The following is a 21684-nucleotide window of genomic DNA, read 5'->3' as shown; positions in this document are numbered from 1 at the left end:
GACCATGGCCGTCGGATCGATGACCCCCGCTGAGGCGCGTGCCGCCCTGCAGGGCGGAGCCACGCTGATCGATGTGCGAGGCAGGGACGAATATGCGCGCGAGCGCATTGAGGGCGCCGTCAACCTTCCGCTCGCCGACCTCGGCGCGCAGGCCCTGCCAAGCGGACCGCTGATCTTCCACTGCCGGTCGGGAATGCGAACGAAGGGCTGCGGACCGGCCCTGGAGGCCGCGGCAAAGGGCGCGCCTTGCCATGTGCTCGATGGCGGGCTCGACGCGTGGAAGGCGAGCGGCTTCGAGACCGTGATCGATCGCGGGCAGCCCCTGGAGATCGGACGCCAGGTGCAGCTTGCCGCCGGCAGCCTCGTCTTGCTCGGGGTCGTGCTGGGGGTGTTCGTCATACCGGCTTTCCTGCTGCTGTCCGCTTTCGTCGGCACCGGACTGATGTTCGCCGGAGCGACGGGCTGGTGCGGGCTCGCCCATCTCTTCCGGCGGATGCCGTGGAACCGCGGACTGGCCTGATCCTGGTGGGACTTGGCGACCTTGCCGCGCTCGGCTCGGGCGTTCTGATCGGCCTCGTTCTGGGACTGGTCGGAGGCGGAGGCTCGATCCTCGCACTACCGCTCCTCGTCTACGCGGTCGGGCTTCGCTCGCCGCACATGGCGATCGGCACCGCGGCGGTCGGCGTGACGGCGAATGCGCTGGCGAGCCTCGCCGGGCATGCCTGGGCGCGAAATGTGAAATGGCGCTGCGCCGGTGTCTTCGCGGCGGCGGGGGTCGTTGGCGCGGCGATCGGCGCCGAGGCCGGGAAGGCGTTCGACGGGGGGCGCCTGCTGACGTTGTTCGGGCTGGTGATGATCGGGGTCGGGTTGTCGATGCTGCGCAAGCGGCGACGACCGGAGTTTCCAGGGGTGCGATTGACGCGCGCCAGCGCGCGTGAACTCCTGCCGCGTCTCGTCCCGGCCGGGCTCGGCGTGGGGCTGGCGGCAGGTTTTTTCGGGATCGGCGGCGGCTTCCTGATCGTTCCGGCCCTGATCGCCGCGACCGCCATGCCGGTCGAGATCGCGGTCGGCACGTCGCTGGTGGTCGTTTCCGCGCTCGGGCTGACCACGGCGGCGTCCTACGCGCTGTCCGGCCTCGTCGATTGTCGGATCGCAGCCTTGCTCGTCGTGGGCGGGATGGCCGGATCGGCGATCGGCATCGCCGCGGGCCGGGGCCTGTCGGCGCACAAGGGCCTGCTCGAAAAGGTCTTCGCCGCGGTGGTAATCGTGGTCGGCAGCTATGTGGCGGCGAAGAACGCCTGGGGCTAGAACAGGCTGAGCTGCTCGGCACGGACTGGTGCCGCGGCTACAGGTGCGGGGGGCTGCGGGGGCGGCAAGCGAGGCAGTGGGCCGGCGCGCGGTTCCACCGGCCCTCCCGATATCGGCTCGTTTCGGGAAGGCTGCTGGCTGGCAAGCCGGGCACCCCAGCCGCCCAGGATATGGGCCGGGGTGAACCAGTGCTCGCGAACCTCGTTGCTGAGCGAGTTGCCGACCATGACGTGGGCCGGAATGTGGAGCAGCGAGAACTGGATATAGGCCATGTGGACCGCGCGCGGGTCGATATCGACCGCGGTCACGTGAAGATGGCGCTGGTAGTTGATATCGGCGGCGAGCATCGTCTGGGCGAGCGCGATGACCATAGCGCCGGCGCCGCAGGCGGGCTCCATCGCGCGGACATAGCCCTTGTCGGCGATCAACGCCCGGGCGCTCTGGGCATCGCCAAGCGTGACCTCGGCCATCATCTGGCAGACCGGATAGGGCGTGAAAAACTGGCCCCGGCTCTTGTTGTGGATCTCGAGCGCGGTGAAGATGCTGCCCAGAACATCGCCCGGCGCGGTTTCCAGCGCCATGGTGATCTCGCCCAGGATACGCGGAAACATCTCGACCGTAGGGCGATCATAGCGGCCGACGATCTCGAGATAGCGTGCCTCCCGATGGTCGCGCGAACGGATGTCGACGCTGTTCGAGATGCTGATCGCGATGAGCTCCATGCAATCGGAGAACAGCGTGTAGCAATCGTGGCGATGGCCATGGGCCTCGAACAGCTTGAGGACGTTCCTGATGTATCGATCCTGGGGCGGCATGAGGATTTCCCGAGCGCAGGCCCGCTGGGCAAGCGGATGCGTTTTGTCTGAGTGAATGGTCCGAGAAAGCCGGCTGGCGGCGGCGGAATCACGCCGCGGCGAGCAGGGCCTCCAGTGTCACGGTGCGTCTCGGCCTGCGCCCGAACTGGTAGCCGTGGTTGGTCGCATATTTGCTGAGCGACATGGCTTTGCGGTCGAGAGCGACGGCGAGATCCGCGATCGAAACCCCGGTGCGGAAAGCGATGTCGAGGGCGCGCGTTTCCTCGTCGCTGAACGGCCGGATGTAGCCGTGGACGAGCCCGAGGCTGCTTGCCCGCGAGGTGAGCGCAGCCTTGGTCCGGCCCATGCGCGCGGCAAGAAGCTTGGTCGGAACACGGCCATAGTCCGCGCGCAGCCGCGTCTCCTCGGCATCGGTCCAGTCCGGACCGACGCGCCATCCGTTGCGGTTGGCATGACGACCGCGCAGCTCCAGATATTCGGCGCGGTGGCGCAGCGAGCCGGATGTGCGGCCGAGCTGCCGCCGCAGCGGCGTCAGGCTGGTGCCCTCGCCATAGGCTTTCTGGAGGAGTGCGTCTTCTTCGGGCGTCCAGGCCCGACCCCAGCCCCGGCCGTATCCGAGCTTGCGGATCGCGAGCCCGAAGCCCCGGATGGTGCGCGGCGGGAAGCCCTCACCGGCAAGCATGTCAACGATCGCGGTATAGCGGTGGCCTGCTTCGGCGAGCTCCAGCGCGCGCGCCGTTTCCTGTGCGGACCAATCGGGCGGATGGTTCGCATGGACGATCCCGAGGGTGCCGGCCCGGCTCGACAGGCCGCCAAAGGGTCTGCCGATCAGCGTCGCGATCTGGGTAAGCGGCACGCCGCGGCGATACCCTTCGACGAGTTGGGCATCTTCCCAGGGCGACCATTCGGGAGGATTGCCCTCGGTCAGGTCGAGAATCCGCGCACGGGCATAGACCGCCGAACAGGACCGCCCGAGATCGGAAGCGATGGTCGCGGTCGGTTCGCCGCCATAGCGGCGGGTCAGCTCGCCATCGTCGAGTTCGGTCCAGGCCCTTGCCGAGTTGCGACGAAGCCCGAGCAGAGCGATCCGTTCGGCGACCGCCGCCCTGCCCCGGCCAAGCGCAAGGGCCATGTCGGCGATCGCGGTGTCGTCGAGAAAGAGCGTCCGGAGCCGTTCGGTTTCGGCCGGCGTCCAGGCATCGGCACGATAGGCCATTTCGCGCAGCGGCTGGGGTCGGGTGAATGGGCCTGGCGCGGCGGCGAGCTCGACGACATCGGCGCCCAGATCGAGCGGCTTCATGCGAGCGCCACCACGGGTATGTCGCTGATCTTGGCCCTGAGCCGTGCGTGCAGCCGGGCGATGCGGTCCTCCCCGCGCGGCATGGTATCGACTGCCGCGATCGCAGCCAGCATGTCGAGCGCATTGTCGATGGCCTCGCGTGGGCAGCCGAGGTGGCCGGAGAGGTCGTCTGCCGTGGTTGCGTTGGGGGCGATGCGCTTGAGCGCGCCGATGATCGAGGCCGCGTGCGGCGCGGATGGATCGAGGAGGAACGCGTCGAGCGCCCGCGTGCCCTTGAGGGTCAGCGTGGTGTCACGGCCGCCGCTCGAAACCTCGCGCAGGGCGGAGAGGTCGAGCAGTCTTTCGGCTTCGTCGCTGTCGATCGCGGCGGCGGCGGTCAGCCGGGGTGTCGCCCCGAGATGCTCGGTGATCGTCTCTTCCATGTGGGCCAGGACGGGGAGCGGAGACATGGCCGGACCCATGGCGAAGAATTCGCCGGGCGCGAGCTTGCGCAGCCGGTCGGCTTCCTTGGCGGAGAATCCGAGCAGGTCGGCGGCGCGCGCGATGTCGCGGTCGAAGACGTTGAGGCCGACCAGGAAGTTTTGCAGCTCGGAAATCACCGAGGAGGAGAGCTTAGCGAGGCGCTGGGTGGCGATGACCGGCGCGATGCCGCGCTTGCGGCCGCGGGCGCACAGGTCGGTGAGCGTTGCGACACCGAGGCGGCGGGTCTCCGCGTCACGGGCCGATCCCGCATGATGCGGCGCGAGCAGATGGCCCTCGTCGATGCAGACGAGGACGGTGTGGCTCCAATGCTCGCGCGGCGCGCCGATCAGCCCGGCGAACAGGGCGGCCGCCTTGATGATGCGCTGGTCGGGGTCGAGATCGGTGAGATCTACGTGGAGCGAGAGCCGGTGTTGCCGCGCGCGCGCGGCGGCCGCCGTCAGGCCGTCCGACGTCAGTTCGCAGCCCTTGAGCGACGTCGCGCCGATATGCGCGGCGAGATTGCCGAATTCGCCCTCGGGGTCGACGAGCACGATGGTCGTGAAGTCGAAGGCCTCCTCGATGATCTTGCGCAAGGTTCGGCTCTTGCCCGCGCCGCTGCTGCCCTGGATCAGCAAGCGGCCCGCGAGCAGGCGTTCGAGATTGAGCATGAGCGCGCCGCGGCTGTGCTTGCCAATCGGCACGGACCATTGATCGGCGGAAGGGTCGATCGAAACGACTGTTGCCATGATGGGATCTCCTGGGCTCGGCCTGTCTGGCCTCCGCCCACTCGATCCCCCTTCCCTTTGCTCGTTCGGCGCCTGTGTTCGCTATCGGCGCGCCGGGAGCATCACCCGCCGGGACGTGGCGTGCGATCCTTGTTGCGCTTGTCGGCGACGTAGCTCTGTCCGTTCTCGCCTTTGAGGATCTCGAACAGCCCGGTCGCGGTGAAGAGCGCCGTGAAGTTCTTCACGCCGTAGTTGCGAGGATCGATGGGGGCCTGGCGCTTCGCAGCGCTGCCCGCCGCGGACATGAGCGCCCAGCCATCCTCGCGCGCGGAAGCTTCGACGGCACCGCGCAGGATCGTCACGAGCTTGGTATTCTGTGCCAGGGTCTTTTCCGCGGCCTTGGCGGCCGAAGGCTTGGGCTTAGCCTTGGCTTTGGTCTCGGTTTTGGCCGCGACAGGCGTGTCGGGGGCTTCGCCAGGTGCCGCTGGCTGGCTCGGATCCTCGAGACCATCGAGATAGAGGAACGTGGTGCAGGCGTTGACGAAGGGCGTGGGCGTCTTGCGCTCGCCGAAGCCATAGACCTCATGACCATTGGCCTTGAGCTGCATGACCAGCGGCGTGAAGTCGCCATCGCTCGATGCGATGCAGAACGCGTCGGGCTTTTGCGTATAAAGCAGTTCCATCGCGTCGATGACGAGCGCGATGTCGGTCGCGTTCTTGCCGGTCGAATAGCTGAACTGCTGGATTGGCCGGATCGCGAAATCGTGCAGCTTGTCGGTCCAGCCCTTGAGGCCCGGCTTGGCCCAGTCGCCATAGGCACGCCGAATGTTCGCGGTGCCGTATTTGGAGAGCTCCGCAAGCATCGCCGCGATCTTCGTGTGGGAGACATTATCCGCATCGATGAGAAGCGCGATGCGCCGATCCGATGTGCCGCGTGCGCGATCCTCATTGTCCACGTTCAGTACCTCCCCAATTCGCTTCTTTGCAGCCTTTCATCGTCGTGCGCGGCGCACGGCCTCAGAGATCTCGATCGACAGGTCGTCCGATCGCCGCAGCGATCAGGGCATCGCGGATCTGTCGAAAGAGTCCCGAGGGGAGAAAGCCATGACTTATCGACGGCTCTCGGCCGCGCACCGGCCGTATGTCGTAACCAGGCCAAGTGAACCTGTTCCATTCGGTGACGATGACCCATGAGCGTTCGCCCGAGAGACCAAGCTGACGTCTTACTGCCTGGGGAACTTCCACCGCTTGCTGACCACGGGTGGGAGGCCGGGTCGTCATGGGCACGACATGAACTTGATCGAACCCATCGTCGGATTGGGTGACTAGCACGACGGCAACGGGGCGATCTTTGACGCCCTCGTCGCGACCGTCCTTGTATTCGTACTCCCAAAGATAGCTGTAATTGATAACCTCGCCCGGCTTAGGAAGCGCTAAGTCGAGCTTCCGCTTCGTCGCACTCGGGCGCGGGCTCGACGGCCCGGATCGCGTCGAGGGTTTCTTCATCCAAATCCTCCGCACGGCCTGCAACTCGTTCACGGCGACGCAGGCGCTCATAGTCGTCAATAGGAACCATGACGAAACGCAACCGCCCGTTCCTGCTGACGCCGACGGGACGGATCATCGCCTCGTCAGAGTAGCGGCCGAATTGCTTCTGCAATTCACCTGAAGGAACGATTTCCATGCTCTTCGCCATGAGCTTTGGGCTCCAATCTCTACGTCCGGAAGTGATGCCTGTGCGAAAATAGGTTCGGATATAACTACCAACGATTTAGGCCGAATTTTCTGATCCACCGCTTGGGATATCTGTCGCGCCTTCGTACTGATTTACCGTCCCGACTATGTTTTACGATTTTCCCGGATCATGAGGGCTCGTATCTGCCCGGTAATATGGAATATAGGGAAAATCCGGGAAATCGTCAAGATGCGGGTTTGTGGAGCCTGACCGCCGCTTTGGCGGGAGAATGTTGCAGCTTTCAGGTCATTCGCTCGAGCGGCTACGCATGCCCCAGTCGGGCGCATAGTCGTGGCCATAATTCGCGCTGCGCAGGTATTCCGTGTCGCCGGCCTCGTCGACGAGATAGCCGGTCACTTCCTCGGCATAGTCGGCGTCGAGCGCGCCCTCGGCGATCGGGATCAAGCGCACGCCGAATCCCCTGGCGAACAGGGCCTCGTCGGCGGCGCGCATGGCGTCTTCGTGACTGGCGGCCGTGACGGCCATCTTGACGCGGACGGTCGCATAGACGTGAACGAAATGAGTGGGCTCCGACATCATCGGTCTCCAGATGAGGAATTGGGGGTGTGGGCCAGGGTCGAAGCGCTCGACGACCCTTGTCCCGGGAATGCTGGACCGATCGGCCCAGGATCAGAGATCCATGATCGCGCCGCCCAGGACGGCATAGAGGCCGACGTCAAAGCGAAGTTCCTGCAGCGCTCGAAACTTGGCGTCGCGCCGAGCCTCGATATGGAACGCGCTGCGGCCGGTGTCGGCCTCCTTGATGCCGGTCGAAAGCGTAGGGTAGGTCTTGCCGGCACGTGGACCGGTCATGATCTGGGCCGTGGACCGGCAGTCCAGCGTGCGATCGAGCGCATAGCCCAGACCGCGCAATTGCGCTTTGATTTCGCTGAGCGTGACGGGATGCCAGCCATCGGCGGCGCGGGCGGCCAGTTCATTGGCGAGAGCGGGGTTCACGAGCGAAGCTCCTTCGCTTTTGCACCGAGGGATTCCTGTAGGTCCTCGCCAATAGTGTGGGGGCGGCGAGCGGCGAACTTCAGGCCAGCGGCACGTCGTAGGCGGGCGCGCAGCCCGGTTCGCCTGGATAGACCCCGTCCGGATCGCAGAGCAGCACCTGCAGCACGTCATATTCCTCGTGGCGAAGGTAGCGCCCCACCTGGAGCGTAAAGCGCTGGCGGGCCTGGGCCGAGGCTTGCCGCACGCGGGCAGGAAAGCGGCCGCCAACGTCGATGTCGCCTTCGAGCGGTCTGCGCGCGTCGCGCATCTTCCGGCCGAGCTCGTTGATGATCGAGCCGGCGAAGCGGGGCGAGAAGTTGCCGATGAGCAGGAGTTCCGGCAGGCCCTGCAGCGCGTTCCCGATGCTGTAGGCGAAGGCGGGCGTCTCGCCGTCGGCGAAGATCAGGAAGAGATGCTGACCGCTCCGCGCGATGTTGCGCTCGATGGCGGCGTAGAAGTCTGAAGCATCGATCATGAGATCCTCCTCCGCGATGGGCGCGAATTCAGGCGGTCGCGGGCTGAGTCAGGACTTCGAGATAGTCTGTCTCGACCAGCTCGGTCTTCTGGCTGCGCTCACGCGGCGTCATGTCGAGCTTTACGTAGAAGCCCGCGAAATGCGTTTTCACGATCACGCCCTCGCGGCCGGCATAGCGGTCCCCGCCGACGCGCGGATGTCGCCGGAGACGCACACGCGCACCGATCTCGGGCTTGAGGATTGTTTCGACGGGCATCGCGCGCTCGGCGAGAAAGATTTCCAGACGCGCCCTGTCGTCATGTTGATCTTTGGCCTCGCAGCAGGCGCGGGCAAGGATGATCCAGCCGCGCAGCCTCATCGCATCGCCGGCGAGAAGGCGGTCGCGCGGCTCGTGATCATCCGCCGCCAATTGGCCTGCTGACAGATGCGCGTCGGGATCGAACGCGAGGATTGTGGCCGCATGATATTCGCTCTCGCTGAGTGCGACGAAGAGGTGCTCTAGTTGCGGGAGGAGCCTGGCGTCGGCGGGGGCGGCGGCAGGGCGCCAGACGACATTGGTTTCGGGCATGGGTCGGGTTCCTGTAAGTGGACGAAAATGCGGGCACCGGCCGCTCAATCCGCCGGCACATTTCCCGGACACCCCCTCCCCTTGCACGCGCGCGGGATCAGGCCGTGGCAAGGTCGAGGAGATCAGGCGCGCGATTTGCGACAAGCCGCGTGGCTCCACCGAAGGCGCGCAGGCGGGCCGCCATCGCCTTGCGCAGATGAGCCCGGTTGCCGATGACGGTCTCGGGGGACAGCGGTTCGCCGCGGGCCGATACATAGCCGTTTGCAAGCTGCCCGTCCGGCGTCTCGACGGTGATGCGGTGGCCGCCGCCGGGTTGCTTCCCGGCATAACGGGCCGTGAATTCGCCGAGCTTGCCGGTGAGACCCTTCACCGCCTTGCCCCAGCGGATGTGGCCGGCGCCCAGGCTTTCTCCCGGCATGAGCCCGCGATCCAGCCAGATGCGGAAGTGGGCGCGCTGCTGCAGCAAGGTGTTGCGGGTGCGCTCCATGGTCCGGCAGAGCGGCAGCGCCACCGCATGCAGGTCGAGGAGCGCGAGATAGTCGCCTTGGGCGGCGATCAGGATATCGTCGAAATCTCGGCCAGCGAGAAGGCTGCGAAGCTGGTCTTCCAGTTGGGGATCAAACGAGACAGCGTCGCCGCTCAAGGACTCGATCGCGGCCGCGTCTGGCATGGAGTTCTGGAGCGCATGGAAGCCGGTGCTCGAAATCACGAGGATGGCGAGTTCGTCTTGCCCCTCGCTCGCCTGGAGAGCTGGGAGCAGGAGCGGGGACTCGATCTGCTCGGCCGCGCTTTCGCGGATCCATCCCGCTTCGGGCGCGCCGAGGATAAGGAGGCGACGCGCCCACCGCGTGGGGAGCGGATCGTCGGTCGGCTTGGGCCAGTTGCTCGGCAGCGGCCGCCCTGTGGGGGGAACCGGCTGCGCCTCGGGCAACGAAGCTGCGTCGTAGGCGCGGCGCGCGGTATCGAACAGTTATCTAAACTGTCTAGGGTGTCTCATCTCCTTTTTTGCGGGGCTGAGCATGGGCGTTTCTCCGGAACGGCAGGACAGCGGCGCGCGAAGCGCGTTGCTCTTCCTGCCCTTTTTGCAGGGCTCGGACCTGTATGTGCTGGGCGCGGATATGCGCCGTTCGGCGCTCCTCTCTTCCCTTCTCAGGCCCGCCCGCCGGGGCCGCCCCTCTCACTCTGGCGGCGGCGATCGCTTCATGACAGGCGGCCAGGACGGCCGTGGCGCGGTTCGCCGTGGCCCGGCTCACGCCGGCTTCGCGTGCGAGGTTGGCGACGGTAAGGCGGCCATCGGTCCGCGTCGGGCATCCGTCCATGAGGCGCGCCAACGCCTGTCTCAGTGCTTCCTCGGTCGTGCGGCTGACGGGCGGCGTCATTCGGCACCCCCTGTTTTCAGAGGTGCGATCAGCTTGCGTTTGCGATCATTGTCGCGGCGGAGCGCTTCACGCTGGACGCGGGACAGGCGCTTGCTCTGCAACAACGCATCTGTCTCGGCGATCGAGGCTTCCCAGACCGGCAAGTGCCGGAGCGTGATGCAGGAGTTCGGACATCGATCAGGCGCGCATTGCGATTGAAGCGGGTTTGTCCGCCGGTCGATCCCCCGCTTGTCCAGGCATAGCGCCGTCGCGGGGTCGAAGAAGCAGTCGGTCAGGTGGCCAACATAGAGGGTTCGCGCCAGGTGCGCGAGCATTGCCCTGATCCGCCCCTTGTCAACGATGCGCCCAGGGAATGGGTCAAGCTCGCGCTGCACGCGATCATATTCTTGGGCGAGGCGCGTCGCTGCGGGGCCAGCTATGCGTTCGGAGCGAAGGTGGGCTTCGTAATGCTCGACGATATCGTCGAGTTGTCCGAGCGCCCGTTCCTGCTCCACCTCTTGACGGAAGCCCGACGCTGACGATCCCGCATAGCCATCGAACATAGCGACCGAAGCATGTTTATACTGGATCTTCCCGGCCACGACGCCGAACGGACGGTTGGCGATGTACCAGGCCAGCGTCCGCCGGAACTGCCTGGTGGTAAATGACCACGATCGCCCTTCCACCAACGGGAAGATCGGCTGACCCGAAGCGCCATAGCGCTCGTCGATGAGTTTACGGAGGCGGTTGATCTGGATTACGATGTCCGGGATGCCACGTTCGGGCGCCTTGTTGATTTCGTTGAGGGTGAACCAGAGTTCATCCTCGCCGCGCTGGCGGCGATGTTCCTCGGCGAGGCGTTCCGCGACGGCAACCGCCCGATCGACCGGCGCGATCGTGATCCATTCGGCGGGCTCGCCGCGGGTGCCTCGATCCTTGTAGATCGTACTGCGGATGGCGAGCCGCTCGACCAGGCCGTCGGCGCTGCGCGAACGCGCAACGGCACCACGCCGCATCGCCTGGAGTTCAGCGTCGCGCATTCCGCTAAGATAGGCGCACAAGATGTAGGCGGCGGTCTGGAGGTTGACCTCTTCGTCGACCAGGCTGCGCGGATCGAACCGAACGCGCCAGGGCAACCCGGTGTCTGGGTCGATCGAGATCGGCGTGTCCATGCCGCCGCGCTCGATACCCAGCTCGACCGCCGCCTCCCTGAGCAAGGAGTGGGCATTTCCGTTGACGGCGATCGACTTCATGCTCACGTCGATCTGCATTGAGATCAGCTGTATATTGATAACCTCCCCGCGCATCGGCGTGTCACGCGCCATCGCGGCCGCGGCTCCCATCCTGTCCCGATTGTCCCAGACGGGGATGCCCCGCCCCGATTGCCGACGTTCCTTGATCCATGCGTTGACGCGCGCGATGACGTCAGCCCGCTTACGGACCTGCGGTCTCGCCGCGCGTTTCGCTAGCAGTGCCGTCAACTCGGTGCGCGCGGCGAAGATGTCCGCCGAGAACAGGTCGATATATTTGAGCGACCAGTGCAGCAACGTGCCTATCACCGACTCTGGGATACGCGGCGTCCGGTTCTCGCTCGGCTGCGTGCCATTGCAGCCGGCGACGCGATAGAGCGTGCGGCCGCCCCAGGGCAGGAAGGTGAGGCCGCCGCAGGTCAGATAGGGCGCGAGCCGGCGTAGCTCGACGATCGGTTTCAGATATCGCGCGAAGAGATACGGGCCTGCGGAGAGCGTGGCAGCCAGCATCGATCGGTAGGCGTCGATCGTCTCCTGGTCGATCAGCGACATATCGAACCGGCCATGCTGTTCCCGGACGTAAACCATGAAGCGCTGGAGGTTCTGGAACGCCGTCCGTGCCGATAACGGAAGCATGCGGCGCCGTCCGGCACCGACGCGGGTGTTGAGGCTGGCGAAGATATATTCCTTGGCGATGAGGCGCTCGACCGGACAAGCTATGTCGGTGAAGTCGAGTACCTGGGGCGCGCGCCGCGCGCGAGTCTGGAAGACCCCCGGCGCCATGTCCCATCGGTCGTCGCCGAACCGCGACAGATGGTCGCGATCCGTGTCGTCCCTGAGCGGCACCGAGGCGAGCACGATATCGGCGTCGTCGCGGTAGATCGAAGCCGGGGACCGAACCTCGGCAACGGGAAGATACCTCACCATACGCGGACCTCGGGGGGCAGATAGTCGGGGCTCGATCCGTCCTTTACGGCTGCCGCGCGCGCGTCCGCCACGAGCTGCGGCGGGAAGGCCGGAATGATCTGCTCGGCGATACGACGATGGGCACGGCCGAACCGGGCCGACCAGGCGGCTTCGTCCATCGCGCCACGCTGCTCGATCATGAAGGTGTCGAAGGCGATCAGCGCCGGCAGCTTGCGGGCGGTGATCACGGCATTTTTGCATTCAAGGCAGCCCCAGAACGGTGTGGGGCACGGCTCCCCAACCGACGCGAACGGGCTGGCATAATAGCCGCCGCAGCTCGCCAGCCACACATCCTCGTCGCCGGCAAGTAGCGCAGGAACCTGCTCGGCCGCGATGGGAAGCTCTATGGATTGCGGGTCGGCGCGGACTGCCTCCTCGATCTCCGGCGGGACGAGCGTCGGTCTGAACGCGGTGTCCAGTGCGTCATAGAGGGCGCTGGCAACCGTTTGTTCGTGAACGTGCCGCAGCGCCGGGATGTCGGCATAGTGATTGGCCGCGACAGCGATCGAGTGACCGATCGCGAAGTCGGCGAGCTGGCCTTGGGTATGTAGATAGCGTTCGGCCTTGTGGGTCTTGCGCAGCCGCGACAGATGCAGGTGAAGCGGTCGGCCATCGTCATCCACAAGCCGGTGGTGCGCGACGAACGCATCGACGGATCTACGACTGTTCTTTCCCTCGAGGAGCTTAAAGCCGTCCCACCAGGCCCAGAGTCCATCCGTGCCAAGATATCGGCGCGCGCGTTCCGTCAGGCTGATCGCCAGACGGACGATCGCGCCGGGGGTCGAGCTGGCGCCGTCGCGTATCCGCAGGTGCTTCCATTCCGCACCCTGCGCGCGCCGCTTGCAGTATTCGATCTCGACATAGCCGCGCGTGGGGTTGCGAAGGCAGTCAGCCTTGAGGCCCTTCACGCATTCGATCTCCATGCCAGTGTCCAACGACAGCAGCACGAGGAAGGCGATGAGATCGAGGCGGGTCAGATAGAGGGCGCCATGCAGCGTCGTGCTGCTCAGATTAGGTCGACCGTTGTTATGAGTGCCGCGCTTGAGGTGCAGCAACGGCGGGACTCGCGAGCAGAGCGCTCCGTCACGGGCGAGTGCGACAAGGACCTCGGCATAGAGGCCGTTTAGCTTCGGGTGCGCGGCGATGTCCGCCCTCGGCGCGGGCATGTCGTCGCCGAGCAGGATTCGCGCCGCCGCCTCGGCGATCTGCCTTCTGGCGGCCACCCGAAGCGCGGTCGCGACACCGCTGCTGTAAGCATCCCGCACACGGGGATAGATATACTCGCCGCCGCTGAGCCAGCTTAGCCGGTATTCCAGCGTGGGCGGGAAGCGACCCGGATGGTTCTCGGCCGCCATACGCAACAAAGCGATCAGCGCGCTTAGCAGGCGCCGAAGACGATGTTCGGCTTTGCCGTTCTGCCTCAGCCAGCCCTCGTAGCTGTCGATGAGGTCGGCCGTCAGATCGTCGAGACCGTCGATCTTCATGTCGGTCGCATCGAGGAACGTCCAGAAGGACTTGAGCTCGTGCACCTTGTAGTAGATGGATCGCCCGATCGGCGCCGGTCCCAGCTGGCGGATATGTTCGTGGAGGAGCGGCGCCATTGCGGTCGAGAACGACGGGTGCGACCACTGGGTCAGGTCGACTTCTTGCGCGTCGCCGCTATCGAGGACGACGTGGAAGCGGCGCGGGTCTGCGGTCTCGATGATTTTGGTTCGAGCGACCTCCTCGGGCGGCGGGGCATCGATCTCCGGGAAGGTTGCCCGACGGCCCCGGCCCTTCATGCCGCCATGCTTTCGGCGCCGACATCCAGCCCCCATTGATCGACGGCGGCGTCGATCAGCGCCTGACATTCGTCGAGATGATCGAGGTAGATATAGGTGCTCTCGATCCGGCTGTGGCCCAATAGCCGCTGAAGCTTGAGGAGCGGGTCGCCGATCATGCGCCGATAGGCGGGACTCATGCGACCCGCTCGTTCCTCCAGAAGCCACGTCATCTGCTCGCGCAACAACAGCGTCAGCATGTGGACGGCGAAGGTGTGACGTAGCATGTGCGGCGTCACGTCGATGTCGAGGCCGAAGCGGCGGCACCGCGCGCTGGCGCGCATGAACACCGCCTCCCAAGACGCCATCGGCATCGGCAGGCCACCCTCAGTCAGCCAGAGCATAAGCGGCACCCTGGCCTGTCGATGGATTAACCGGCGGCGTTCGCTGAAGCTGAGGCCCTCGAAGCGAACGGGTTTGGCCGACTGGTCATCAAGGCGCAGCGATTGATGATCGTAGCTGGCGACGATCAGCGGCGCTTCGATCCGTTCCCATCTGTGACGCAGCTCGTAGCGGTCCAGCGCGTTCGCGCGTTCCACCTCGGCATAGTCCCGCAACCGTTCAAGCAACCGCAGCGGCAACCGAACCTCGCGCCCCTTGCTCCCCTTGGCCGTCGCCGCTGCGATCGGGAACGGGATTGAGCGCCGATCGTGATGATAGTCCGGCATCGGCAGTTCCGCGAGCAGCAAGCTCGATCCTTCCTGCAACCGCAGACCCGTCGTCACCAGCAGCTCCGCGAAGAGCGCGTTGCGCTCACCGTTTCGGCCGCGCCAGCTCGGATCTTCCTGCCCATCGGGGAGGCGGCCGCGCAGCCCGACATCGCGGAACAGCAGGTATCGATCGAGCGACAGGAACCGCGTGTTACGCTTCCGGGCCGCCGGCTCGCGCGCCATGTTGGCGGCAACACCGATGGCGCCGGCATCGCGTCCGCGCACCCACATCTGCCGGTAGGTGAAGGGCGCCTTGTCGATCAGCTTCTCCCCGACCGCCCAGCGATAGAGCTTGTCGAGTGCGGCGATCGCGCGATTCCAGGTCGCGGCCGAGACGCGGTGCGGCGGCGAGGACAGGCGGCGGGCCATATGATAGGCGGCAATGTCGTCTCGGTTCGCCGCCCAGACCGATTTCCCGTCACGCCGCTCGGCGAGGAAGCGCAGCCACACCACTATGTCGCGCGCATATGCACGCAGGCTGTTTAGCGACCGCACACCCATCGTTGGAGCGGCGCGAAAGAACCTGTTGAGGTCGTAATCGTAGCTGCCGTCCTCTCCAAGGATGAAGGGCATGCCCTCGACAAGACCGAAGTCTTCCGCCGCCGCGATCTCCGCCGTGGTAAGTTGATCGACAGCGCCATCGACAATGGCAGGCATTTTCAATGCAGCGAGATCGGTGAAATACAGGTGCGGCATGGGCCTCCGGAAACGGCAAATCATAATCCTGACCCGGCTTAAGCCGGGTCAGGATTATGATGGGGCGCGTGATATCCATCCGTTGCGAATATCCCCCGCCTTGTATCGGAGGCGCTCTCGCTAAGACAGACTCACAGAGTCTGGATAAGAAGAGGTCGTCGCGATTGCCGCCGCCATCGGCGAAGCCCTGCTCGTAGGCCAGGGTCGCGGGCGTCTCGCCTTGCCCTCGCCGTGCCTCCGGCTCCCACCCGGCGGTGGCGGCATACCATCCCGACGCGTAGCGGACGGCCCGGTCCCAGTCGTAGCGATGAAGGTTGCGCGCGCGCAGGATGGCGCGATCGCGATCGTCGCCCTTGCCGCTGGCAATCCGCGTTTCGGTGAAGGCGAAATTGCGGTCCTGACGCTCCGCATCGGCGGCTTTAGACATGGCGTCCATGACCGGACGCAGCGCGAGCGCCCGCTGCCGCATCCGCGCGCCCCTGGCTTCCCGATCGGCCTCGTTGGGCAGGTCCGGGAAACGCCGCCAGGCATCGGCCAGGATGGCGGCGTGGTCCGGCCGGCGGCCACGAGCGATCCAGGTGGCCTCATCGGCCGGATCGAACGGCTCCGAGATCATCGGTCGCTCTCCCGGTGAAATCCGAGGCCCTCAGCGGTGAGGTTCTCCAGCGCACGCGAGAGCGGCTCGTAGCGTCCCGACAGGTTGTCGATCGTTGCAAAGAGCCGTGCATTGGCGGGGCCGGCCGGCACGCTGAGACGGAACGGAACGGTTCGCTCCGCCATCTCGGGAAAGACCTGTCCGAGCAGGATCGCCCCCAGGCGATCGGCAACGCCATCGATGCGCTTGCCAAGGTTGTGCTTATCGAGGCCCGGCGCGGATTCGAGATGCGACATCGGCGCGATGACGTCCGGAAGCCGGGCAAGGAGGCCGGCACCCATGCCGTAGTCGGAGTGCATCGAGATCAGCGCTTGGCGCTCGAGCGAAATCTCGGTGAAGGGGACATAGACCCGGAAGGAGTAGCTGGGTGGTTCCATGCCGATCCGGGTGCGGGTGAGAAGGATACGCATCGGCGCCTCCCTCAGGCGACCAGCCGCGGCGCGGCGGGGATGGCGGCGGGGAGATTGAGATCGCGGCGGATGCGCGCGGCGAAACGATCGGGCTCGACCAGTTCGCGGACAGACGCCCAATGGTTGCGTTCGCCGATATAATCCTGGCGATCGCGGACTTTGCGAAAGCAGACCTCGCGGTCGGGCCCGAACGGCCCGAGCGAGAACTGGACCCAGAGCATGTCGGCATGCAGCGTGATCTCGCCCGACACCGCCGGTCCCGCCTTGTTGGAGCGGATGTCGAAGCTTCCCTCCTCAAGGCCGAGCGCGTCGGCAAGGCGGCGCATCGCGGCGCGGCCTTCGGAATGGAAGAGGCGCTTGGCAGGCTCGTCATAGGCGACGCCGCGCAGGGCGAGCGTCTTGAGCATTGGCCGGTTTTTGAGGTCCGCGATCCGCGCCATGCATTCGCGGCGTAGCTCCGCATCAGCTGGCCGATCGGCACAGACCTGCGAGAGATGGCGCACGAGCAGAATGACGGCAGGGTCGGTTTCGACCTCGATGCCGGCGTTGCGGCAATCGGTGATCGCCGCCTGGATGGCATGGAGCGTGGTGCCGATTGTGATCAGTGCGCTGGGATCGAGCGCCTGGGCATAGCGAAATGCCACGTCATAACTCATGGGGTCCTCCGAGAATCTCGAGCGGTCCTTCCGCTCGCGCCCCCGGTCCCCCTTCCCTCTTTTCGGCGGGTGGGAGGGAAGCGGACCCCGCTGCCGCCTCTGCGGAAAGACGACAGCAACCGATCGAGCGTGTATTGCCGCCGCACGCAGCGAAGAGATGGGCGGACGGAGGAACTGGATGGAAAATATCGCGGGTTGGATCGCTCCGATCGCAACGATGATCGCCGCCATGATGACCGCGGCCAATCTCGGCGCGAAGATCACCGGGTCGGGATTCCTGGTGTTTACGATCGGATCGATCTGCTGGTCGCTGGTGGGCCTCTCCACCGGGCAGACCAATCTCCTCGCGACGAATGGCTTCCTCACCGTCGTCAACCTGGTGGGCGCATGGCGATGGCTCGGCGAACAGCGCCGATATGAAGAGGGTGGCAAGTCCGCCGAGAAGGCCAGCCGCCGATGTTCGAGCGATGACCTGTTCACCGCGACGGGGCTTGCCGGCATGGAGGTCGATGACTGTCACGGCCAGCGCATCGGGCGCGCAGTCGAAGCACTGGTCGAGTGCTCTTCGGCGAGGATAAGCTATCTGGTCGTCTCGCGGGGCGGGATTGGCGGCATCGACGAGACGCTGCGCGCCGTTCCCTGCGACGTGGTTTGTTTCGCTGCGCAGCGCCTCGCGCTCACGATCGACCTGGAGGGATTCGAGGGGTTACCTGTTCTCGTGACAGGCGACTGGCCGGCCGAAGCGCCCCGGATCGGATCGGCCAATGTTGGCGACCTGAAGAGCGCTTGAGCTGGGCGAAGTGCTCCTCCGTTCATCCTCGCCAGGCTGACCGGATGCGGCGGCCGGCGCGCGGTCCGATAACGCGGGCGATGTGACCCGCATAGACCCCGCAGGCCGCCCAATACGCGGCGAGCGGAGGCTTGCGGCTGCGCCACCTAGCTTCGGCGCGCTGCCTTGCATCCTGCTGCAGTTCGAGGAGAAGGTCCTGCAGGATGGCGCGCGTTTCGGGATCGAGCGCCCGCAGCCGCGCGACTGCCGGCAGCGTGAGGATTGGATTGCGGACCTCCGCACGATTTGAGCGAGCGGGAATCCGCTCGGCGACGATGAACTGGTGGTGCATGAGGGCTCCTCGGGCTGCAGGAACGCTCGGTTCCTGACGGATCGCACGCGCACCTTCCCTCTCTTCTCTGGCGGCGCGGCCACGCGCTCAGGCGAGGAGCGCCCTGCGGCCCGGGCGGGATCAGCCCGTCATCCGCTCGCGATAGATGTCGGCAGCCCATTGCTCGATCCACGGGGCGGTGGTTTCGTCATGATCGAGGTCGCCGGATTCGATGAGTTCGCGGATTTGCTGCCGCGCTTCGGCAATCGCGGCCTCCCAGGGATCGTCGGGCGGCCCGGTATCCGGCGTCGGCGGCTGAATGGGAAGCTGGCGCTGCGGCTGGCGCAGGCGCGCATGCTGTGTGTGGAACCAGTGCTCCATATGATCGGCGACGACGGAGTCGGTCTTCGCGAGGTTATGGCGCCTTGCCGCGGTCCTGGCTGCGACCCCGTAAGCCTGGCTGTCGATCGAGGCGACGCGGTGGCGGAAGGCTGAAAGATAGGGGAGCGCTTCCCCTTTCACTCCGAAAAGGTGCAACCGGGTAAGGCGCGGGAGCACGCGGTCGAGATGATCGACGACTGCCATGAGACCTTCGGGCCCATGGATAGGCCGCCTGCACATGGATCCTACGCCGACCAGCCCTGCCCGCTCGATCGTCAGGGACAGGGCCTCGGCGCAGCGCTCATAGTCGGACGGCAGGCGCCCCTGGATGACTGGCATGAAGGTGTCGAGAATCCCTTCGTCGTCGCCGCGCAGGCGACACTCGATATTGGCCCGGACGGTGCGCGAAATGCGGTCGAGCACCTCGTCGCGGTCGCCGGCGACCTGATGCTCGACGCAATAGTCGAGACTGGCCCACCAACCGAACGGATAAGCCGCCGCAAGGCGGATATAATCGTCCACCGTCCACGGATAGCCGCCGTAGGTGACCATCACGCTGAACCCCGCGCTGTCGAGGCAGAGGCTGTGGAGGCCCGCCGCGTTGCCGAGCGGGCGAAACGACCAGCCGGTCCATTCCCGCCAGCCGCGGCGCCTCGACCAGCGCGACAGGGCGTTCGCCGAAATCAGGACGGGCTGCTGGAGCCGCCTCGCCCGATCGAGCAGCTTGCCCTCGGACAGATGGGGCAGCCCGATCATGACCGCGATCGTACTCGGCTTGACCCTAACCGTGTTCATATTATGTTCCCTGCGAAAGGAGATTCCCGATGACCGATTCCGCCGCCCGCTATCTTGACCATTTCGATCTGGACGTGACGCTGCGCGACGCGACCCTGGACGAGCAGAACCGCCCGACCCGGCGGATGATCGCCAACGCGGCGATCGGCATGCATGTCGAGGACGCCTTTTATTCGGTCCGCGAACTTCGCGAGGCTGTGAGTTGGATCCATGAGGGCGAACAGGGCGGCAAGCGCAAGCTGGCCTCGATCCTCAGCAATCCGGCCGGCGATGACTTCCAGCGCTGTATCTATTTCTGCCTCGCGGGACGCGGCGTGGTCGAGATGATCGACGATCTGATGTGGCTGGAAGAGCTGCTCGAGGCGCGCGGCCGGATCGCGGGCGAGATGCATCGCGGCAAGGTCAAGGCCCGGCTGCTTGTTCGGCCCTATGTGGCGGACGAGCCCGATGGCCCGGTCGTGTCCACATCAGACGATTTCCAGCAGGGCCAGTCCTGGTGGGCCGATCCCGGCCTGCGTGCCTGAAATTCGGATCGATCGGGCAGAATGTGGCTGTCCGGTCGATCAGGGTCAAATTTCGCGCCGGAGGCACGTGCTGCCGACCGGCCCATAGGCTTTGCTTGACCCTTTGACGGGTGCCGGGTGCATAATGACGGCGTCAGTCGAATCGAGGTTGGCGCGATGGCCGGTGATTGCTGCGGTGGCGGATGTGGCTCGGACCGCTCCAGGGACGAAAGGTGGGAACGCGTCCTGCTGATCGCGCTCGGGATCAACGCCGGCATGTTCGCGATCGAGATGATCGCCGGCGTTTCCGCCCAGTCTGCGTCGCTTATGGCCGATGCGCTCGATTTCCTCGGGGACGCCGCAAATTATCTGATCAGCCTTGTCGTCGCGGGGCTCGCCTTGCGCTGGCGGGCGCGGGCAGCCTTGCTGAAAGGGTTGACCCTTCTCCTTGTCGGACTTTGGGTGCTCGGGAGCACGCTCTGGATGGCCTATGCCGGAAGCCTCCCCCAGGTCGAGACGATGGGCGTGATCGGAGTGATGGCCCTTGTCGCCAATCTTTGGTGCGCGCTACTGCTGTGGCGTCACCGCGAGGGTGACGCGAACCGCCGCTCGGTGTGGATCTGCTCGCGAAATGATGCGATCGGCAACGTGGCTGTCGTCGTCGCCGCGGGCGGGGTGTTCGGAACAGGGACCGCTTGGCCGGACATCGGCGTCGCCATCATCCTGGCCGGTCTCGGCGTCAGCGGCGGCTGGCAGATCATTGGTCACGCCATGCGCGAGCTCAAGACGCCTGCAGAGGTGATCGCGGCTGAATGAAGCGAGCGTAGCCGGCCTTCAGCGTTCGCAGGTTAGCCGCTCGCCGCGCCGCCACCGGGCGGGTTCCAGCCAGCTTCCGGCGAAGGCACCGGCGCGCCGCCGCTGCGCTTCGGCGAACGCCGCCGTGTAGCGCGCCGAGCGTGCAGGATCGGACCGCAGATATTGCGGCTGCGGAATGGCGAGTCCGGCAGAGATCATGACTTCGCCGAGGTCTCTCCCATCTATCGAGACGGTGGCGACCGGGCGGCCATAGCTCGAGCGCGACGAGAGGCGGATCTGCGCGTCGCCGCCTCGCAAGGTGCGCGCGGCGAGATCCTGCGCGGCCTTCCCGCATTCCCAGCAGGCGCCGGCGCGTTCGCATAGCTGATGCCGTTCGAACACATCGACGCCGAGCAGGCGGAAGTCGGCGGCGACCGTATCGCCATCGAGGGCGCGCGCCTTGGCGCTGAACGAGGTGTCCTCGGCGGCATCGCTGGGCGTGCAGGCGGCTGACAGCAGGAGCGCCAGGACGACAAGGCGGTTCATGCGACCATTTCGAGCACGATGAGACCCGGCGGAGCTGGGTCGGTCGACACCCGGAAGGGTTGCAGCGGATCCGCGGTGCGCAGGATGCTGACCCGTTCCTGCGAATGATCGAAAATCCGGCCCGCGACGCGCATGGCGTTCTCGCGGCTGCAGAGCAATCCCCGCTTGGACGACAGGCTGTTCCTTTCGATGGCGATTGTCATGACATGATCCACTTCATCACGAGGATATACGGATTGATGCTCAGGCGAACACCGTCTTGTGGATTTTGGTGACGGGCACGATCGACCAGGCCCGCTCCATCAGCCGGCTGATCCGATAGAAGCAGCCGTTTTCCGGGTCGCGCAGCATGAGGCTGCGTTGGCGTTTGCAGACGACGAACTCCTGCGCGACGTGGCCGTCGGTGAAGGTGACCGGCTGCTCGAGACGGATGCGGTCGCCGTCCGAGAGCTTGCGTGCGCGCCGGGCGATGTTGGCGCGGCACCGTTCGCGCCAGTCGAGCGCATGCTTGTTGTCGGTCGGCGAAAGGAGGTCGAGGATGGAAGCGGGACAGTCGGCTTCGCACGGTCCCATGTTTTCGCTCAGTCGGGTAGGATTGGTGCTGCTCATGGAGTCAGCCCTGATCCCCCCGCCGAACCGCACGTGCAGCTTTCACCGCA

At 65.8% G+C, this 21684-nt stretch carries 27 protein-coding genes and 1 pseudogene; 6 read left to right on the top strand and 22 right to left on the bottom strand.

What is annotated here, in order from left to right:
* Positions 1 to 4: 4 nt before the first annotated feature.
* Positions 5 to 520 (top strand): rhodanese-like domain-containing protein, encoded by a 516-nt coding sequence (locus L3X40_RS12285; RefSeq protein ID WP_107396244.1) that lies wholly within the window; start codon positions 5 to 7, stop codon positions 518 to 520.
* Positions 499 to 1308, top strand: a complete 810-nt coding sequence (locus L3X40_RS12280) for a sulfite exporter TauE/SafE family protein (RefSeq protein ID WP_237365924.1) — start codon at positions 499 to 501, stop codon at positions 1306 to 1308. The genes L3X40_RS12285 and L3X40_RS12280 overlap by 22 nt, the downstream gene beginning before the upstream one ends.
* On the opposite strand, the gene L3X40_RS12275 is transcribed toward L3X40_RS12280, so the two are convergent.
* The 15 genes from L3X40_RS12275 to L3X40_RS12205 form a co-directional block, all read right to left on the bottom strand.
* Positions 1305 to 2123 (bottom strand): N-6 DNA methylase, encoded by an 819-nt coding sequence (locus tag L3X40_RS12275; protein ID WP_237365923.1) that lies wholly within the window; start codon positions 2121 to 2123, stop codon positions 1305 to 1307. The two genes, L3X40_RS12280 and L3X40_RS12275, sit on opposite strands and share 4 nt — an antisense overlap.
* 88 nt (positions 2124 to 2211) lie before the next feature.
* The gene (locus tag L3X40_RS12270; protein ID WP_107396243.1) at positions 2212 to 3423 is read right to left on the bottom strand and encodes a hypothetical protein; all 1212 of its coding nucleotides are present in this window, start codon (positions 3421 to 3423) and stop codon (positions 2212 to 2214) included.
* A complete protein-coding gene (locus L3X40_RS12265) occupies positions 3420 to 4631 on the bottom strand; it encodes a helicase HerA domain-containing protein (RefSeq protein WP_107396242.1) in 1212 nt (403 codons plus the stop codon). The genes L3X40_RS12270 and L3X40_RS12265 overlap by 4 nt, the downstream gene beginning before the upstream one ends.
* 101 nt (positions 4632 to 4732) lie before the next feature.
* Positions 4733 to 5566, bottom strand: coding sequence for an NYN domain-containing protein (locus L3X40_RS12260; RefSeq protein WP_107396241.1), 834 nt, complete (start codon positions 5564 to 5566; stop codon positions 4733 to 4735).
* Positions 5567 to 5627: 61 nt separating this feature from the next.
* Positions 5628 to 5891 carry a hypothetical protein gene (locus L3X40_RS12255; RefSeq protein WP_237365922.1) on the bottom strand — a complete coding sequence of 88 codons (264 nt, stop codon included), beginning with the start codon at positions 5889 to 5891 and terminating at the stop codon, positions 5628 to 5630.
* Between the two features lie 142 nt (positions 5892 to 6033).
* Complete coding sequence (locus tag L3X40_RS12250; protein ID WP_007015504.1) at positions 6034 to 6306, bottom strand: type II toxin-antitoxin system Phd/YefM family antitoxin; 273 nt, start codon at positions 6304 to 6306, stop codon at positions 6034 to 6036.
* Between the two features lie 285 nt (positions 6307 to 6591).
* Entirely contained in the window at positions 6592 to 6885 is a 294-nt protein-coding gene (locus tag L3X40_RS12245; RefSeq protein WP_107396240.1) for a hypothetical protein, read from the bottom strand.
* Between the two features lie 90 nt (positions 6886 to 6975).
* Positions 6976 to 7302 (bottom strand): hypothetical protein, encoded by a 327-nt coding sequence (locus L3X40_RS12240; RefSeq protein ID WP_107396239.1) that lies wholly within the window; start codon positions 7300 to 7302, stop codon positions 6976 to 6978.
* A 79-nt stretch (positions 7303 to 7381) separates the two neighbouring features.
* Positions 7382 to 7816, bottom strand: a complete 435-nt coding sequence (locus tag L3X40_RS12235) for a DUF4262 domain-containing protein (RefSeq protein ID WP_107396238.1) — start codon at positions 7814 to 7816, stop codon at positions 7382 to 7384.
* 28 nt (positions 7817 to 7844) lie between these two features.
* Complete coding sequence (locus tag L3X40_RS12230) at positions 7845 to 8384, bottom strand: hypothetical protein (RefSeq protein ID WP_107396237.1); 540 nt, start codon at positions 8382 to 8384, stop codon at positions 7845 to 7847.
* A gap of 97 nt (positions 8385 to 8481) precedes the next feature.
* Positions 8482 to 9315 carry a hypothetical protein gene (locus L3X40_RS12225; protein ID WP_237365921.1) on the bottom strand — a complete coding sequence of 278 codons (834 nt, stop codon included), beginning with the start codon at positions 9313 to 9315 and terminating at the stop codon, positions 8482 to 8484.
* A 52-nt stretch (positions 9316 to 9367) separates the two neighbouring features.
* Entirely contained in the window at positions 9368 to 9763 is a 396-nt protein-coding gene (locus L3X40_RS12220) for a hypothetical protein (protein ID WP_237365920.1), read from the bottom strand.
* Positions 9760 to 11919 (bottom strand): hypothetical protein, encoded by a 2160-nt coding sequence (locus L3X40_RS12215; protein ID WP_237365919.1) that lies wholly within the window; start codon positions 11917 to 11919, stop codon positions 9760 to 9762. The genes L3X40_RS12220 and L3X40_RS12215 overlap by 4 nt, the downstream gene beginning before the upstream one ends.
* A complete protein-coding gene (locus L3X40_RS12210; protein ID WP_237365918.1) occupies positions 11913 to 13739 on the bottom strand; it encodes a hypothetical protein in 1827 nt (608 codons plus the stop codon). Before L3X40_RS12210 ends, L3X40_RS12215 begins: the two co-directional genes overlap by 7 nt.
* Entirely contained in the window at positions 13736 to 15184 is a 1449-nt protein-coding gene (locus tag L3X40_RS12205; protein ID WP_237365917.1) for a tyrosine-type recombinase/integrase, read from the bottom strand. The genes L3X40_RS12210 and L3X40_RS12205 overlap by 4 nt, the downstream gene beginning before the upstream one ends.
* Before the next feature lie 307 nt (positions 15185 to 15491).
* Between L3X40_RS12205 and L3X40_RS12200 the strand changes: the two genes are divergently transcribed.
* Positions 15492 to 15818 carry a hypothetical protein gene (locus L3X40_RS12200; RefSeq protein WP_237365916.1) on the top strand — a complete coding sequence of 109 codons (327 nt, stop codon included), beginning with the start codon at positions 15492 to 15494 and terminating at the stop codon, positions 15816 to 15818.
* Here L3X40_RS12200 and L3X40_RS12195 read toward each other — a convergent pair.
* The gene (locus L3X40_RS12195) at positions 15797 to 16249 is read right to left on the bottom strand and encodes a hypothetical protein (protein ID WP_107396235.1); all 453 of its coding nucleotides are present in this window, start codon (positions 16247 to 16249) and stop codon (positions 15797 to 15799) included. The two genes, L3X40_RS12200 and L3X40_RS12195, sit on opposite strands and share 22 nt — an antisense overlap.
* A gap of 11 nt (positions 16250 to 16260) precedes the next feature.
* Positions 16261 to 16905: a hypothetical protein gene (locus L3X40_RS12190; protein WP_107396234.1), complete on the bottom strand. Its 645-nt coding sequence runs from the start codon at positions 16903 to 16905 to the stop codon at positions 16261 to 16263.
* A gap of 178 nt (positions 16906 to 17083) precedes the next feature.
* Between L3X40_RS12190 and L3X40_RS12185 the strand changes: the two genes are divergently transcribed.
* On the top strand, positions 17084 to 17695 hold the full coding sequence (locus L3X40_RS12185; RefSeq protein WP_237365915.1) for a hypothetical protein: 612 nt from the start codon (positions 17084 to 17086) through the stop codon (positions 17693 to 17695).
* Between the two features lie 22 nt (positions 17696 to 17717).
* Here L3X40_RS12185 and L3X40_RS12180 read toward each other — a convergent pair whose 3' ends face one another.
* Together L3X40_RS12180 and L3X40_RS12175 are read right to left on the bottom strand one after the other, a co-directional pair.
* Complete coding sequence (locus tag L3X40_RS12180) at positions 17718 to 18026, bottom strand: hypothetical protein (protein ID WP_237365914.1); 309 nt, start codon at positions 18024 to 18026, stop codon at positions 17718 to 17720.
* Positions 18027 to 18146: 120 nt separating this feature from the next.
* Positions 18147 to 19181: a deazapurine DNA modification protein DpdA family protein gene (locus L3X40_RS12175; RefSeq protein WP_237365913.1), complete on the bottom strand. Its 1035-nt coding sequence runs from the start codon at positions 19179 to 19181 to the stop codon at positions 18147 to 18149.
* A 29-nt stretch (positions 19182 to 19210) separates the two neighbouring features.
* Between L3X40_RS12175 and L3X40_RS12170 the strand changes: the two genes are divergently transcribed.
* Positions 19211 to 19705 (top strand): hypothetical protein, encoded by a 495-nt coding sequence (locus L3X40_RS12170; protein ID WP_237365912.1) that lies wholly within the window; start codon positions 19211 to 19213, stop codon positions 19703 to 19705.
* A 156-nt stretch (positions 19706 to 19861) separates the two neighbouring features.
* Positions 19862 to 20500, top strand: coding sequence for a cation transporter (locus L3X40_RS12165; protein ID WP_237365936.1), 639 nt, complete (start codon positions 19862 to 19864; stop codon positions 20498 to 20500).
* Between the two features lie 18 nt (positions 20501 to 20518).
* Here L3X40_RS12165 and L3X40_RS12160 read toward each other — a convergent pair whose 3' ends face one another.
* From L3X40_RS12160 to L3X40_RS12150, 3 genes and pseudogenes are all read right to left on the bottom strand, one after another.
* Positions 20519 to 21025 carry a thermonuclease family protein gene (locus L3X40_RS12160; protein WP_237365911.1) on the bottom strand — a complete coding sequence of 169 codons (507 nt, stop codon included), beginning with the start codon at positions 21023 to 21025 and terminating at the stop codon, positions 20519 to 20521.
* A complete protein-coding gene (locus L3X40_RS12155; protein WP_237365910.1) occupies positions 21022 to 21228 on the bottom strand; it encodes a hypothetical protein in 207 nt (68 codons plus the stop codon). The genes L3X40_RS12160 and L3X40_RS12155 overlap by 4 nt, the downstream gene beginning before the upstream one ends.
* Before the next feature lie 40 nt (positions 21229 to 21268).
* A pseudogene (locus L3X40_RS12150) lies at positions 21269 to 21610 on the bottom strand (DUF6927 domain-containing protein); the annotation flags it as partial.
* Positions 21611 to 21684 lie beyond the last annotated feature (74 nt).

It is taken from the genome of Rhizorhapis sp. SPR117, from assembly GCF_021742065.1.
The sequence above is the reverse complement of the archived record's forward strand: the minus strand, read 5'-3'. Positions and strand labels throughout refer to the sequence as shown.

Bases quoted from the DNA above. Each gene is read 5' to 3' on its own strand.
- L3X40_RS12285 (WP_107396244.1), top strand. From the start codon at position 5: ATGGCCGTCGGATCGATGACCCCCGCTGAGGCGCGTGCCGCCCTGCAG.
- L3X40_RS12275 (WP_237365923.1), bottom strand. From the start codon at position 2,123: ATGCCGCCCCAGGATCGATACATCAGGAACGTCCTCAAGCTGTTCGAG.
- L3X40_RS12270 (WP_107396243.1), bottom strand. From the start codon at position 3,423: ATGAAGCCGCTCGATCTGGGCGCCGATGTCGTCGAGCTCGCCGCCGCG.
- L3X40_RS12265 (WP_107396242.1), bottom strand. From the start codon at position 4,631: ATGGCAACAGTCGTTTCGATCGACCCTTCCGCCGATCAATGGTCCGTG.
- L3X40_RS12255 (WP_237365922.1), bottom strand. From the start codon at position 5,891: ATGACGACCCGGCCTCCCACCCGTGGTCAGCAAGCGGTGGAAGTTCCC.
- L3X40_RS12250 (WP_007015504.1), bottom strand. From the start codon at position 6,306: ATGGCGAAGAGCATGGAAATCGTTCCTTCAGGTGAATTGCAGAAGCAA.
- L3X40_RS12245 (WP_107396240.1), bottom strand. From the start codon at position 6,885: ATGATGTCGGAGCCCACTCATTTCGTTCACGTCTATGCGACCGTCCGC.
- L3X40_RS12235 (WP_107396238.1), bottom strand. From the start codon at position 7,816: ATGATCGATGCTTCAGACTTCTACGCCGCCATCGAGCGCAACATCGCG.
- L3X40_RS12230 (WP_107396237.1), bottom strand. From the start codon at position 8,384: ATGCCCGAAACCAATGTCGTCTGGCGCCCTGCCGCCGCCCCCGCCGAC.
- L3X40_RS12220 (WP_237365920.1), bottom strand. From the start codon at position 9,763: ATGACGCCGCCCGTCAGCCGCACGACCGAGGAAGCACTGAGACAGGCG.
- L3X40_RS12215 (WP_237365919.1), bottom strand. From the start codon at position 11,919: ATGGTGAGGTATCTTCCCGTTGCCGAGGTTCGGTCCCCGGCTTCGATC.
- L3X40_RS12210 (WP_237365918.1), bottom strand. From the start codon at position 13,739: ATGAAGGGCCGGGGCCGTCGGGCAACCTTCCCGGAGATCGATGCCCCG.
- L3X40_RS12205 (WP_237365917.1), bottom strand. From the start codon at position 15,184: ATGCCGCACCTGTATTTCACCGATCTCGCTGCATTGAAAATGCCTGCC.
- L3X40_RS12200 (WP_237365916.1), top strand. From the start codon at position 15,492: ATGAAGGTTGCGCGCGCGCAGGATGGCGCGATCGCGATCGTCGCCCTT.
- L3X40_RS12195 (WP_107396235.1), bottom strand. From the start codon at position 16,249: ATGCGTATCCTTCTCACCCGCACCCGGATCGGCATGGAACCACCCAGC.
- L3X40_RS12190 (WP_107396234.1), bottom strand. From the start codon at position 16,905: ATGAGTTATGACGTGGCATTTCGCTATGCCCAGGCGCTCGATCCCAGC.
- L3X40_RS12185 (WP_237365915.1), top strand. From the start codon at position 17,084: ATGGAAAATATCGCGGGTTGGATCGCTCCGATCGCAACGATGATCGCC.
- L3X40_RS12180 (WP_237365914.1), bottom strand. From the start codon at position 18,026: ATGCACCACCAGTTCATCGTCGCCGAGCGGATTCCCGCTCGCTCAAAT.
- L3X40_RS12175 (WP_237365913.1), bottom strand. From the start codon at position 19,181: ATGAACACGGTTAGGGTCAAGCCGAGTACGATCGCGGTCATGATCGGG.
- L3X40_RS12170 (WP_237365912.1), top strand. From the start codon at position 19,211: ATGACCGATTCCGCCGCCCGCTATCTTGACCATTTCGATCTGGACGTG.
- L3X40_RS12165 (WP_237365936.1), top strand. From the start codon at position 19,862: ATGGCCGGTGATTGCTGCGGTGGCGGATGTGGCTCGGACCGCTCCAGG.
- L3X40_RS12160 (WP_237365911.1), bottom strand. From the start codon at position 21,025: ATGAACCGCCTTGTCGTCCTGGCGCTCCTGCTGTCAGCCGCCTGCACG.
- L3X40_RS12155 (WP_237365910.1), bottom strand. From the start codon at position 21,228: ATGACAATCGCCATCGAAAGGAACAGCCTGTCGTCCAAGCGGGGATTG.